At 61.8% G+C, this 12,238-nt stretch carries 9 protein-coding genes; 2 read left to right on the top strand and 7 right to left on the bottom strand.

The features are described from left to right. Nucleotides 1-102: 102 nt before the first annotated feature. Both IB264_RS19115 and IB264_RS19110 read right to left on the bottom strand, forming a co-directional pair. On the bottom strand, nt 103-2,553 hold the full coding sequence (locus IB264_RS19115; protein ID WP_025430147.1) for an FAD-dependent oxidoreductase: 2,451 nt from the start codon (nt 2,551-2,553) through the stop codon (nt 103-105). 83 nt (nt 2,554-2,636) lie between these two features. After that, the gene (locus tag IB264_RS19110; RefSeq protein ID WP_025430148.1) at nt 2,637-3,419 is read right to left on the bottom strand and encodes a DeoR/GlpR family DNA-binding transcription regulator; all 783 of its coding nucleotides are present in this window, start codon (nt 3,417-3,419) and stop codon (nt 2,637-2,639) included. 214 nt (nt 3,420-3,633) lie between these two features. Between IB264_RS19110 and IB264_RS19105 the strand changes: the two genes are divergently transcribed. After that, nucleotides 3,634-4,674, top strand: coding sequence for a GlxA family transcriptional regulator (locus IB264_RS19105; RefSeq protein WP_025430149.1), 1,041 nt, complete (start codon nt 3,634-3,636; stop codon nt 4,672-4,674). Nucleotides 4,675-4,774: 100 nt separating this feature from the next. Here the strand turns inward: IB264_RS19105 and IB264_RS19100 are convergent, their stop codons facing one another. From IB264_RS19100 to IB264_RS19090, 3 genes are all read right to left on the bottom strand, one after another. Beyond that, on the bottom strand, nt 4,775-6,781 hold the full coding sequence (locus IB264_RS19100) for a putative 2-aminoethylphosphonate ABC transporter permease subunit (RefSeq protein ID WP_025430150.1): 2,007 nt from the start codon (nt 6,779-6,781) through the stop codon (nt 4,775-4,777). A gap of 2 nt (nt 6,782-6,783) precedes the next feature. Next, nucleotides 6,784-7,959: a putative 2-aminoethylphosphonate ABC transporter ATP-binding protein gene (locus IB264_RS19095; RefSeq protein ID WP_057207260.1), complete on the bottom strand. Its 1,176-nt coding sequence runs from the start codon at nt 7,957-7,959 to the stop codon at nt 6,784-6,786. Between the two features lie 168 nt (nt 7,960-8,127). Then, nucleotides 8,128-9,150 (bottom strand): putative 2-aminoethylphosphonate ABC transporter substrate-binding protein, encoded by a 1,023-nt coding sequence (locus tag IB264_RS19090; protein WP_025430152.1) that lies wholly within the window; start codon nt 9,148-9,150, stop codon nt 8,128-8,130. Between IB264_RS19090 and IB264_RS19085 the strand changes: the two genes are divergently transcribed. Further along, nucleotides 9,149-9,484, top strand: a complete 336-nt coding sequence (locus IB264_RS19085) for a hypothetical protein (protein ID WP_025430153.1) — start codon at nt 9,149-9,151, stop codon at nt 9,482-9,484. The two genes, IB264_RS19090 and IB264_RS19085, sit on opposite strands and share 2 nt — an antisense overlap. Here the strand turns inward: IB264_RS19085 and phnY are convergent, their stop codons facing one another. Continuing rightward, nucleotides 9,485-10,939, bottom strand: coding sequence for a phosphonoacetaldehyde dehydrogenase (gene phnY / locus IB264_RS19080; protein ID WP_025430154.1), 1,455 nt, complete (start codon nt 10,937-10,939; stop codon nt 9,485-9,487). 10 nt (nt 10,940-10,949) lie between these two features. Continuing rightward, nucleotides 10,950-12,218 carry a phosphonoacetate hydrolase gene (gene phnA, locus IB264_RS19075; protein WP_025430155.1) on the bottom strand — a complete coding sequence of 423 codons (1,269 nt, stop codon included), beginning with the start codon at nt 12,216-12,218 and terminating at the stop codon, nt 10,950-10,952. Nucleotides 12,219-12,238: the final 20 nt, after the last annotated feature.

Genomic DNA, 12,238 nt, shown 5'->3' with positions numbered 1-12,238 from the left:
GTGGCGTGTATGCGCGTTCAGGTCGAGACGCATTCCGGTGCGCAGCAGCACACGAAAATCGTGCGGGTGAGCGGGAGCCGCCCACCCGCGAACGCCACATCCCTACACCTTGACACGCAAACCCTTCGGATCATAAGCCGGGGAAAGATGCGCGGTCACGGAGAACCGATCACCGGCAAGCTCGACTTCGAATCTCCCGCCCCCCAGGAATTCCTTGTTCACGCCAGAGGAATGTTCGATCAGGCCAAGGGCGACGGAGCGGCCGAGCGTGTGGCCGTAGGCGGCCGAGCGGACTTCGCCGACGGGCTTGCCATCGCGAAGAACCAGCTCACCGCCCCATAACATCGGCGACGGATCATCGACGGTGAACTGCACGATGCGCCGCGTGGGCACCCCCTTCTCCTTTGCGGCGATCAACGCGTCACGGCCGAGAAAGCCGTCCGGCTTGTCGAGCGAGAGCGCGAAAGCAAGGCCCGCCTCGTAAGGGTTGACATCAGGCGTCAGCTCGCGGCTCCAGGCGCGATAGCCCTTTTCCAGCCGGAGCGCCTCGAGCGCATAGTAGCCGCAATCGCTCAACCCCAAATCGCGCCCGACCTCGTGCAACGCCTCGTAGACACCGACGGCGAACTCCGTCGGCACGATCAGTTCCCAGCCGAGTTCACCGACATAGGTCATGCGGTTGGCATAGGCCGTGGCATAGCCGATATCGATCTCCCGGATCGTCGCGAAGGGAAAAGCGGCATTGGAGAGATCGGCTGATGTCAACCGCGCCAGGATATCCCGCGCACGCGGACCCATGAGCGCCAGAACCGCGTAGGCAGAGGTGACGTCAGTCAGCGTCACATGCGCTTCGGCCGGCAGGTTCTTGCGGATCCAGTCGGCGTCGTGCACCGGCTGCGCCGAACCGGTAATCAGAAGGAAGCGGTCCGCAGCCAGCCGCAGCACCGTCAGGTCGCTTTCATAGCCGCCGCGCACATTGAGGAGCCCGGTATAGACGGAACGACCGATCGCAACGTCGATATCGGCTGCGCAGATGCGGTTGAGTGCTGCTGCGGCATCGCGCCCCTGGACGAGAAGCTTGGCAAAGGAGGTCTGGTCGAAGATGCCGGCCACCTCGCGCGTTGCTTTCATCTCGCGCTTGACCGCCTCGTGCCAGTTCTGCCGGCCGAAGGCATAGTCCGTCACCGGCTTTTCGCCCTCGGCCGCAAACCAGTTGGCACGCTCCCAGCCCATTTTCGAGCCGAAGCAGGCGCCCTTTGCCGCAAGCCGATCATAGAGGGCTGAGCGGCGGAAGGGCCGCGCCGTGTCCAGCTCGCGGTTGGGCCAGGGCATGGCATAGTGCAGCCCGAGCGTCTCCTTGACGCGGTCATGCAGCCAGCGCGGATTGTTGTTGAAGTTTGCAAAACGACGGATGTCGACCGGCCAGAGGTCCATGGTCGGCGCGCCGTTGACGATCCATTCCGCCAGCGCACGCCCGGCGCCACCGGCGCTGGCGATACCCATCGAGTTGAAGCCGGCGCCGACGTAGAAGTTCTTCAGTTCCGGCGCCTCGCCGAGCATGAAGTTGTTGTCGGGCGTGAAGCTTTCAGGGCCGTTATAAAACTTCTTCACCTCTGATGTCGCCAGTTGTGGCACCCGTTGCAGGGCGCTTTGCATCAGGATTTCAAACTGGTCCCAGTCATCAGGAAGCAAGGCGAATTCGAAATCATCCGGAATGCCGGCCATGCCCCACGGTTTTGCCTCCGGCTCGAAACCACCCATGACCAGGCCACCCACCTCTTCCTTGAAGTAGATGTAACCATCGGGATCGCGCATGACCGGCAGGTCCGGATGCACGCCTTCGATCCTGCCGGTCACGATGTACATATGTTCAGCCGAATGCAGCGGCACCGACACCCCGCACATCAGCCCGACCTTGCGTGCCCACTGGCCGGCGCAATTGACGACGATCTCGGCGGCGATCGTCCCCTGATCCGTTTCCACCCCGGTAACCGCACCATCAGCGGTGACGATGCCGGTGACGCGCACACGCTCGATGATGCGCGCACCACGGTTGCGTGCGCCCTTTGCCAGCGACTGCGTCAGATCGGTCGGATTGGCTTTGCCGTCACCGGGCAACCAGACGGCGCCGGCCAGGTCGTCGATGGCCATCACCGGCCAGAGATCCTGGGCCTCTTTCGGCGAAATCACCTCGATGGCAACGCCCTGCGCGCGGGCGGACGCGGCCGTGCGCTTCAGCACCGTCATACGGTCGGCCGATCGCGCGACGGAAACGGAGCCGCAATTCTTCCAGCCCGTGGCGAGCCCGGTTTCAGCCTCCAACTCGCTATAGAGCTGCGTCGAATATTTGATGAGGCTGGTCATGTTGGCGTGGCTGCGCAGCTGGCCGACAAGGCCGGCTGCGTGCCAGGTGGTGCCGCCGCTCAATTGCCCTTGCTCCAAAAGCACGACGTCCGTCCAGCCGAGCTTGGTGAGGTGATAGGCGACCGAACAGCCGATAATGCCGCCGCCGATGATGACGACCTGTGCCTGCGTTGGAAAATTCTGAGCCATGAAACAGCCTCCCGAAGCCATGGAAGGCCACACCATAACAACGGAAGAGCAAATAACAAGACAATAAGTTACAAAATATTACATTACGTCGCGACAATCAGGCCTGGACCTCGGCGCTCCAGCGCTTCGCAGATCGCCTGCGGCGGTCGCGCATCGACGATTACCCCGGCTGCCAATTCGAAGCGCGGAATGCGCAGCGGCGTCAGCCGGCCGAACTTCGAGCTATCGAGAATGAAGTAGGCCTTCGCTGCCATCGCGATCATGCGCGAGCGCTGCTCAGCACCATTGCGGGTAAAGTCAGTCACCTCACCGTCCGGCGACAATCCGCCGCCGCCGAGGAAAGCCACATCCACCCGGAAATGGCCGATCGCCTCAAGCGCATCGATACCGACGGCCGCCTCTTCCGCCGGGTCGATCTCACCACCGAGCATATGCACCCGCACCAGCGGCTGGCGACACATCTGCAGCGCTATCGAAAGGGAAGTCGTACAAATCGTTAGGTTTTTTCGCTCTGACAGGGCATGGGCCACCGCAAGCGTCGTCGTGCCGGAATCGAGAAACACGACCATGCCGTCGCGCACGAGACCCGCTGCAGCCCTGCCAATCGATGCCTTCGCCGCAGCATTCTCACCACGCCTCTCTGTGAAGGCGGCCTCGGTCGGCTCGAACAGCGTCGCGCCGCCGTGAACGAGATCAAGCTGGCCGCGCTCCGCCAGGTGCCTCAGGTCGCGACGGATCGTCTGCCGCGACACATCGAAAAAATCGGCAAGCTCGGTGATGCCAACCGTGCCATCGGCGGCTAGACGGCGGAGGATTTCGCCATGACGGCGGGGAGCAAGGGCACGAGCGCTTTGAGTATCTGACATGCGGGTATCTGCGATCATTTTTGGTGTTTTGACAAGACGCGTCGCAAACCGCGTCACCGCAACCCAATTTCGCCTTCATTCGCCCGGTCTGAAGCGCATCAAACCACTGGGCCCGCGCATAATCACGCATGAAAGATGTCTATTTATGTTGCATAATGTAACTATTCTTTGCATCTTGATCTCAAGCACTCATTGACGCAAAGGGAGGCAGGCAGTGCAACAGGCATGCACACAAGGCCGCCGATTTACCTTCTACCTGCTCGACGGCTTCACGCAGTACGCATTCACCTCAGCGCTTGAAGCGCTTCGCCTCGCCAATGATGTCCTGGGCAGGCCACATTACAGCTGGCGTACCGTGACACGCGACGGCCAGCCTGCGCTGTCAAGCTGCGGCATGCGCTTGATGGCCGACGCAGCGCTCACCTCGGAGCGGGACGGGCTGCAACAACCGGGGCGTCCCCACATGATCGTGGTCTGCGGCGGCCGCGCCATTCCCCCTGCCGACGGAAAGGCCGAAGGCTGGCTGCGGCTGTCCCGGCGGGGAAGCATTGCCATCGCCGGGCTCGCAGGCGGCCTCTACAGCCTGGCACGGGCCGGCGTGCTCGACGGGCGTCGCTGCGCCGTGCATTGGGAGCACTTTCCGGATTTCTCCGAACGGTTCTTCACGACGAAAGCCCGCCAGACGGCCTTCGAGATCGACAGCGACCTCTATACCTGCGCCGGCGGCAATGCCCCGTTCCTGCGCATTGTCGAAGATGATCTCGGACGGGACGTAGCAAATCGCGTTTGCGAGCTGGCTCTATCGGAACGGGTCCGCAGCGCCGGAGAGCGCCAGCGGCTGCCGCTTCAGGCCCGCGTCGGCATCGATAACCGTCTGCTGATTGACATTATCGAACAGATGGAGGCGAACCTCGCCGATCCATTGAAACTTGCCGACATAACTCCCACGACTGGATTGTCGCGCCGTCAGATAGAACGCCTGTTTCGGCGCGAGATGGGACGCTCCCCCAAGCGCTACTATCTCCAGCTGCGGCTGGAGCGCGCGCACCTGCTTCTCGTCAATTCATCGCTTCCCGTCTTCGAGATCGCCGTGGCATGCGGATTTTCCTCGGCCTCGCATTTTTCCCGGACCTACAGGGAGACCTACGGCTGTACGCCGCAGCGCACGCGCCTGGCAGAACTGGCGCACCGCCAGCCTTCGCGATCGACATCAGGAGAGCCTGGTCGTGTGCTGCCCGACATGAAGGTCGCCTAGGCGCCGGCGGGGCCTCGGCCCGAGATTGCCAGGGGAGAAGCCCGGCATCTCACGCCGACTCCCGGCAGCCGAACGCCACCCTGCGCCGACACCGTAAGGCCTACCGCCACGCCTGCGTGCGCGCGAGTAGCCCGCGTGTGACCCCCGCATGGATGAGCTTGGCGACGACATTGGTGTAGAAGATCATCATGCCCATGGCCGCAGCCGGCGCGATGTCGCCGGCATCATCCATGTTGAGCACGGCGACCGACGCAAGCTTGGTGTCGGTTGAATAGAGAAAGACCACGGCGGAAACCGTCGTCATGGCGTTGACGAAGAGATAGATGCCGATGTTGAGGATCGCCGGCAGGCAGACCGGCAAAGTGACCCGGAAGAACAGCCGGTGGAAGGGCTGCTTGAGCGACGCCCCGACGGATTCGAATTCCGGATCCATCTGCTTCAGGGCGGTCAGGGCCGTCAGATGCGCCACGGTGTAGAAGTGCGTCACCGTACAGACGACGAGGATCGTCATCGTGCCGTAAATGGAGTTGAGCGGATTGGCCGGGTTGTTGAAGAAGAAGATGTAGGCCAGGCCCAGCACCATGCCCGGCACGGCCATCGGCATCATGGCGAGAAAATGAAAGACGCCTCTGCCGAAGCGGAACCCGTCGGCCTTCTCAACCATATAGGCGCCAGCAAAGACGATCACCGAGCCGAAGAATGCCGTCAGCAAGGCGAGCTTGATCGAATTGGCATAGGCCGCCCAACCGCCGCCATCCATCAGGTCGAAGGCAAAATTCTTGGTCGTCAACGTCAAGTCGTACGGCCAGAACTTCACCAGTGCCGCGATCTGACACATGGCGATCATGCCGAGAATGAACAGGCTGACGAGGCACGAGAAGGCAAAGCAGAAGCCGTCCATGCGGACATTGCGCTTCGGCGCATAGGGCACCGCCCGCGCCGACAGCAGCGCCACCTGGCGCTTCTGCATCCTGCGGTCGACGGCAAAAGCGAGCACCGCCGGCACCAGAAGAATGACCGAGACGACAGCCCCCATCTCGAAATTCTGCTGGCCGATCACCTGCTTGTAGATATCGACTGCCAGCATGCCGTATTGCCCGCCGATCACCTTGGGCAGTCCGAAATCGGTGATGACCAAAGTGAAGACGACGAAGGCGGCCGACACGAGGCCATAACGCGCGCCCGGCACCGTCACGGTGGTAAAAGTACGCCACTTACCGGCCCTGAGCGATGCCGCGGCCTCATAGTGGCGCGCATCGGCAACGGACAGGGCCGTCAAGATGATGAGGAAGGCATGCGGCAGCGTGAAGAACACCGAGCCGATGACGATGCCGATCGGACCGTAGATGGAATAGCCCAGCAGCCAGTCCTTGAAGACACCCTGATTGCCGAAGAGATAGACCAGCGCAATGCCGGGCAAGAGCGACGGCACGAGGATCGGTATCGTGAGGATGCCCCGGAACAGCCCCTTGAGCGGCATGCAACTGCGCGTCAATGCATAGGCGAGCGCAAACGCGATCGAAACCGTCACCACCGTGCTGATCGACGCCATCAGAACCGAGTTGTAGATCGAACGGGCGAGCGCCGGCGTCGAGAAATAAGTCTTGAAGTTTTCGACGCCGATGGTGCTGGCCGGGCGCAACACAACCCGGCGGAAGGTGGCGGAATCATATTCGCGCCACTGCGTACCCTTCTCCAGCGTGGAGCCGGCGAGGAACGCCGTACCGTCCGTGGTCCCACGAATGCGATAATGGACGGGGCTGCGGAAGTTGAACTGCGGGAAGAATTTCGTCGCCGCCAGGCGGCCGTCCGAGTTTGTGACAAGGTCCTTCTCGGCGACAACGCCGAGTTCCCGGTTGAGCGCATCCGCAGTGACTGCCGTCGCCCAATTCTTCCCCGTCTCGTCGCTCACCTGAAATTCGAAGGCGCTCAGATCGAAGCGGTAGGTTGACATCGACTTCGACAGCATGACGAAAAGCGGCGCGCCCAGTGCGACGATCAGGTAGAGCCCGATGACGGCCATGAAGCCGAGTTTGACGAGGTCGTCGCGCGAGGCCTGCTGGCGCAGTCTTTTGCCCGGTGGGGCGTAGTCGATCGTTATGCTCATTGTCAGATGCCCCTCGGATAGAGCAATAGGCGTTCCCGCGGTATCTCGACCTGGATGACCCCGCCCGTTTCGATCCGCAGCCGGCGCACCGCATTGACCGAGAAATCGGCGACGAGGGGCCGATCTCCGAGCCGCGGCGCGGTCAGCCGCGTCCGCCAGAACATGCCGAGGAACTCCATCTCGTGCACTTCGGCATCGATCAGATTCTGCGGCGTCGCCGGCCGATCGAGCGAATGGACCGCGTGTGCGTCGGCGCCGTGCGGGATGATATCGACAGGGCGGACCACCGCCGTGGTCGGATCCCCGACGGCAAAGCCATCCGTTGGACAACAGAAGGCGGAATTCCCGATCTCGACCTGACCATCCGGCAGGACCTTTGCCTGGAACTGGTTGGTCTCGCCGATGAAGTCGGCAACGAACAGGGTCTTGGGATGACGATAGATTTCGGTCGGCGATCCGACCTGTTCGATGACGCCGTGGTTCATCACGACGATCCGGTCGGCCATGGCGAGCGCTTCTTCCTGATCGTGCGTCACCATGATGGTCGTGACACCGAGCTTCCTTTGCAGCGACTTGATCTCATGGCGCAGATGAACGCGCACCTTGGCGTCGAGGGCAGACAGCGGTTCGTCGAGCAGAAGCAGCCCAGGGGATATGGCGATGGCGCGGGCAAGAGCGATGCGCTGCTGCTGTCCGCCGGAAAGCTGGGCGGGATATTTCTTGGCTTGCGCCGAAAGCCCAACCGTTTCAAGCAGTTCGGCAACACGTGCCGCGACGTCCGCCTTCGAGCGGCCGGTGTTTTCCAGGCCGAAGGCAATGTTCTGCTCGATGGTGAGGTTGGGAAAGAGCGCATAGGACTGGAAGACGATGCCGTAGTCGCGCTTCGACGCGGGCAGAACCGAAATGTCGCGGCCATCCTGCCGAATGACGCCGCGTGTCTGCAGATCGAGGCCGGCGATCGCCCGCAAAAGGGTCGTCTTGCCGCAGCCCGACGGGCCGAGGAAACAGACGAATTCACCCTTGCCGATATCGAGCGAGATGTCGCGCAGCGCCGTGAAATCGCCATAGCTCTTCCAGAGATCGCGGATTTCGAGACAGGGGGATGACGGTGTGGTCTCCTGGTCAGAGGCGCGGGGAATGCTCGTGGGTGTCGGTTCGATCGACATGGCATGTCTCATCTGCAAGCTCCGCTGGCTGTCAGGGATTTCTGCAGCGCCGCGCGTCATAAGGGACGCACTAAGGTCACTGTAGCACTTTGAATTGCTGCATGTTTTCATCCTTAAATCGAATGCGACCCAAGGAGAGAATGCGACAGGCGGAGCGCGCATGCGCTCCGCCTGGGCCGATCAGCTCTTCGGTTCCGACTTTGCGTCGTAGCGCTTCTGCCATTCCTTCAGAATGGTGGCGCGATTGTTCGCGGCCCACTCGAAGTCGTTGTCGATCATCTTTGAAGCGATGTCGGTGGGCAGATGCTCGACCGGCTTGGCGACACCCGGATAGGCGACCACGGCATAGCCGGCATTGTACATTTCGTTGGCTTCCTTGGTGACCGACCAGTCGACGAGGGTCTTGGCGGCTTCAAGGTTTGCCGTGCCGGCAATGATCGCCGTCGCCTCGGCTTCCCAGCCCGAGCCCTCGCTCGGGAAGATGATGTCGATCGGCGCGCCGGCGCTCTTGGCCTTGGCGCCGGGGAACTCGAAGGAAACGCCGATGACAGCCTCGCCAGCACCGGCCATCTTGCAGGGCTTCGAGCCGGAATGCGTGTAGGCCGAGATATTCTCATGAAGCTTGTCCATGAAGGACCAGGCCTTCTCCTCACCCCACATCTGCATCCAGCCGGAGACGTCGAGGAAGCCGGTGCCCGACGAGCTCGGGTTCGGCATGACGATGTGGCCCTTGTACTCAGGCTTCGTCAGGTCGTCCCAGCTTGCAGGGGCCTTCAGCCCGAGCTTTGCGCCCTCGACCGTGTTGTAGCAGAGGGCCGCAACATAGGCGTCCATTCCCACCCAGCTCGGCGGTGTGTCACCGTCGACGAACTTCTTGTCGAGCGCCTCGACGCCGTTGGGCTGATACGCCTCCAGCATGCCCTCAGTCTTCAGGAGAAGCAGCGATGTGGCAGCAAGTCCCCAGACGACGTCCGCCTGCGGGTTGTCCTTTTCGGCGAGCAGTTTTGCCGTCATGACGCCGGTTGAATCCCGGACCCAGTTGATCGTGATATCGGGATGCGCCTTCTCGAAGGTTGCCTTGTAGCGATCAAGGTCGACAGCTTCGACAGCGGTGTAAACGGTGAGCTCGGTCTGGGCGGAAGCAATGACGGGAAGAGCCACGGACATGGCGCCGGCAAGCATAAAAAACACGTGTCTGTTCATGCTGAAAATCTCCTCTGGAGGCCTGGAAAAATCCGGGAAGCATGGCGGGCAATCTGAAGCTGCCCTTGTCTTGCACGCTTCAGGAGCCATTCTGCGTGGGTGCATTCAATTAGTAAAATTTATTATTCTTATCATTAGCAAAGTAAAATCTATAGGTCTTCTGCCGTCTCACTGGCATCTGCTGCCGATTGATGAAGAAGCGAACGCCTGCATCAGCGAGCGGCAGATGCAGACAATGCGGCTCGCAACAGGCCCCAAGAAAAAGGGAGCTGTCGGTCGACAGCTCCCAGAAATGGTGGTCAGGCAGGGGACACCCGGATCACCAGGGCCCTGATCACCAGGGCAGGGAAAACGTCTTGACGTTGGTGAAGCTCTTCATCGCTTCGATCACACCTTCTTTGTAGCCATTGCCGGAATCCTTGATGCCGCCGAAAGGAGACATCTCGATGCGATAACCGGGCACTTCCCAGATGTTCACCGTACCGACCCTGAGACCGGCGATGTATTTCTGCATGCGGCGGAAGTCGTTGGTGCAGACGCCCGACGACAGGCCGAAGGCGGTAGAGTTGGACAGCGCAATCAGGGCATCGTCATCATCGGGTGCCCGCACGATCGGGATGATCGGCGCGAAGGTTTCCTCCATCACGAGTTCGCTCGAATGCGGCACGCGATCGACCACGATCGGCGGCAGCAGGGCGCCGCGGCGGCCGGGATCGTAGAGGATCTCCGCTCCCTCTTCGGCAGCCTTGTGCACGCGACGCTCGAAGGTTTCGGCGGCTCGGGCATGGACGACCGTGCCCAGTTCCGTTGCCCGATCCATCGGGTCACCGAAGCGCAGCTTCTTGGCCCGTTCCAGAACGAGCGGCACGAAGCGGTCGGCCACGCTTTCCTGGCACAGAATACGTTTGACGGCCGTGCAGCGCTGGCCCGAGTTCTTCGTCGCGCCGGCGACCGCCAGGTCCGCCGCCTTTGCCAGGTCGTCATCCGACAGATCATTGAGGATGATCAGCGGGTCGTTGCCGCCGAGTTCGAGGATCTGGCGCTTGTAGTGGGCGTTCGCCGCGATCAGCTTTCCGACTGGCACGCTGCCGGTAAAGGTGATGAGGTCGAAGTTTGGGTTGGTCATCATTTCCATCCCGATATCCGCCGGCCAGCCGGTCACCACCGACAGCATTTCCGGCGGCAATCCGGCCTCATAGAGAATGTCGGCGAAAATGAGCGCCGTCATCGGCGTCAGCTCCGTCGGCTTCAGCACCACGCAGTTGTTGGTGGCAATGGCCGGCGCAACCTTGTGCGCCACCATGTTGAGCGGGTGGTTGAAGGGGGTGATCGCCGAGATGGCGGTCAGCGGCTCGCGCATCGTGAAGATCTTGCGCGCCTTGCCGTGCGGGGTGAGATCGCAGGAGAAGATCTCGCCGTCATCGCGAATGCACATCTGACCCGACAGCGTCAAAACGTCGAAGGCGCGGCCGACCTCGTAGAGCGAGTCCTGCTTCGATATGCCGAGCTCCAGCGTGATGACATCGGAGATCTCCTCCTTGCGGGCGAACAGCATTTCGGCCGCCTTTAGCAAGATGCGCTGGCGCTCGTAGCGTGTCAGCTTCGGCTGGTAGGCCGCCGCGATCTCGAAGGCCCTGCGAGCATGTTCGGCGTTGCCGGCTGGAACGGTGCCGATGACGGCATCGTTCCAGGGATAATGCACCTCGATCAGCCCTTCGGCATCGACGTGTCTGCCGGCGATACGCATCGGCTCATGGCGAATGGCGAATGTCGTTTCCACCTTGGTCATCGTCCGCTCCCTAGTTTGCCGGCTGCGCCGCCGCGACGAGCGCATAGTAGAAGGCGTCGAAGTTGCGCAGCGTGGCCGCGGAAACAAGTTCGGGCAACTTGCGGTTCGAGATGAAGGGCACCTCCTGCTCGGTGAGGCCGCCATGCGAGCGTAGCGGTTCGTTCAGCGCAGCAAGATCGTGGCGATGCTCGCTGGTGCCAAGCGTCTTGTTCTCCGACGAGATGATGACGATATCGCCGATGCGGTCATCCGGCAGTTCGAAACGAATGCAGGCTTCGGGCCGCGAAAGCACGAGGTCGATGCCGTCGATCGCTGCCAGCCGCTCGATGATCTCTTCCTTGTCGGCGCGTTCCGGCAGGTAGGCGGTCGCAAACGAACCAAGCGCACCATGGTGCACGACGTAGGGATCCGTGATCGGCAGGATGACGCGGGCAGCGTCCTTTCCGAGCCACTCGTCGAGCACGTCCTGCACGTAGATGACATCGGGAGAACCGTCGGCCTTGTGCTTCGGCTTCATGCCGTGATCGGCCGTCACGATGATCGCCGCACCAAGCGCGTCGAGTTCGGTCAGGTACTTGTCGAACATCTCGTAGAAGGCGTTCGCCGCCGGGACGCCCGGTGCATATTTGTGCTGCACGTAATCGGTCGTTGTCAGGTACATGACATCGGGAGAAAACTCCTTCAGCAGCTTCACACCGGCGGCAAAGACGAACTCCGACAGTTCCGCCGAGTAGACTTCCGGCACCGGCCGCCCAAGCCAGGCCGAGGCATTCTCGATGCCGTGTTCCGCCTTGGTCGAGGTGTCGGATTTTTCGGACGAGAAGCAGACCGCCCTGCCCTCGTCGAACTTCAGGCCGTGACCGAGAAGCGCACGGAGCTTGTCCTTGGCGGTGACGACCGCGACCTTCGCGCCGGCATCGTAGAAGGCCTTGAAGATGGTCGGCGCGCGCAGGAAGCGGGGATCGTTCATCATCACTTCGTTGCCGGTCTGCGGTTCGTAGAGGTAGTTGCCGCAGATGCCGTGAATGGCCGGCGGACGGCCGGTCGCAATGGAGAGGTTGTTGGGGTTGGTGAAGCTCGGGATGACGCTGAGCGCGGTGCGCTCCGTGCCCGTCTGGCGCATGCGGGCAAGTGTCGGCATCAACCCGGCCTTGATGGCCTCGTCGAGATAGGCCGGCTCGCAGCCATCGAGGCAGATGGCGATGGCTGGGACGTTTGGCCAGGGATAGCTGCGCCGGTTCGCGGTGACGGCGACGTTGATCTTGGACATCTGGTTCATCGGGAAAATCCTATCGTTCA

The sequence above is a fragment of the Ensifer sp. ENS11 genome (assembly GCF_014851895.1).
In the GTDB taxonomy this organism is placed as follows: domain Bacteria; phylum Pseudomonadota; class Alphaproteobacteria; order Rhizobiales; family Rhizobiaceae; genus Ensifer; species Ensifer canadensis.
This window is presented reverse-complemented; position numbering and strand designations above follow the sequence as displayed.

What these genes read in the sequence shown, in the direction of transcription:
- IB264_RS19115 (WP_025430147.1), bottom strand. Translation starts at nt 2,553, where the DNA reads ATGGCTCAGAATTTTCCAACGCAGGCACAGGTCGTCATCATCGGCGGC.
- IB264_RS19110 (WP_025430148.1), bottom strand. Translation starts at nt 3,419, where the DNA reads ATGTCAGATACTCAAAGCGCTCGTGCCCTTGCTCCCCGCCGTCATGGC.
- IB264_RS19100 (WP_025430150.1), bottom strand. Translation starts at nt 6,781, where the DNA reads ATGAGCATAACGATCGACTACGCCCCACCGGGCAAAAGACTGCGCCAG.
- IB264_RS19095 (WP_057207260.1), bottom strand. Translation starts at nt 7,959, where the DNA reads ATGAGACATGCCATGTCGATCGAACCGACACCCACGAGCATTCCCCGC.
- IB264_RS19085 (WP_025430153.1), top strand. Translation starts at nt 9,149, where the DNA reads ATGCTGAAAATCTCCTCTGGAGGCCTGGAAAAATCCGGGAAGCATGGC.
- IB264_RS19090 (WP_025430152.1), bottom strand. Translation starts at nt 9,150, where the DNA reads ATGAACAGACACGTGTTTTTTATGCTTGCCGGCGCCATGTCCGTGGCT.
- phnY (WP_025430154.1), bottom strand. Translation starts at nt 10,939, where the DNA reads ATGACCAAGGTGGAAACGACATTCGCCATTCGCCATGAGCCGATGCGT.
- phnA (WP_025430155.1), bottom strand. Translation starts at nt 12,218, where the DNA reads ATGAACCAGATGTCCAAGATCAACGTCGCCGTCACCGCGAACCGGCGC.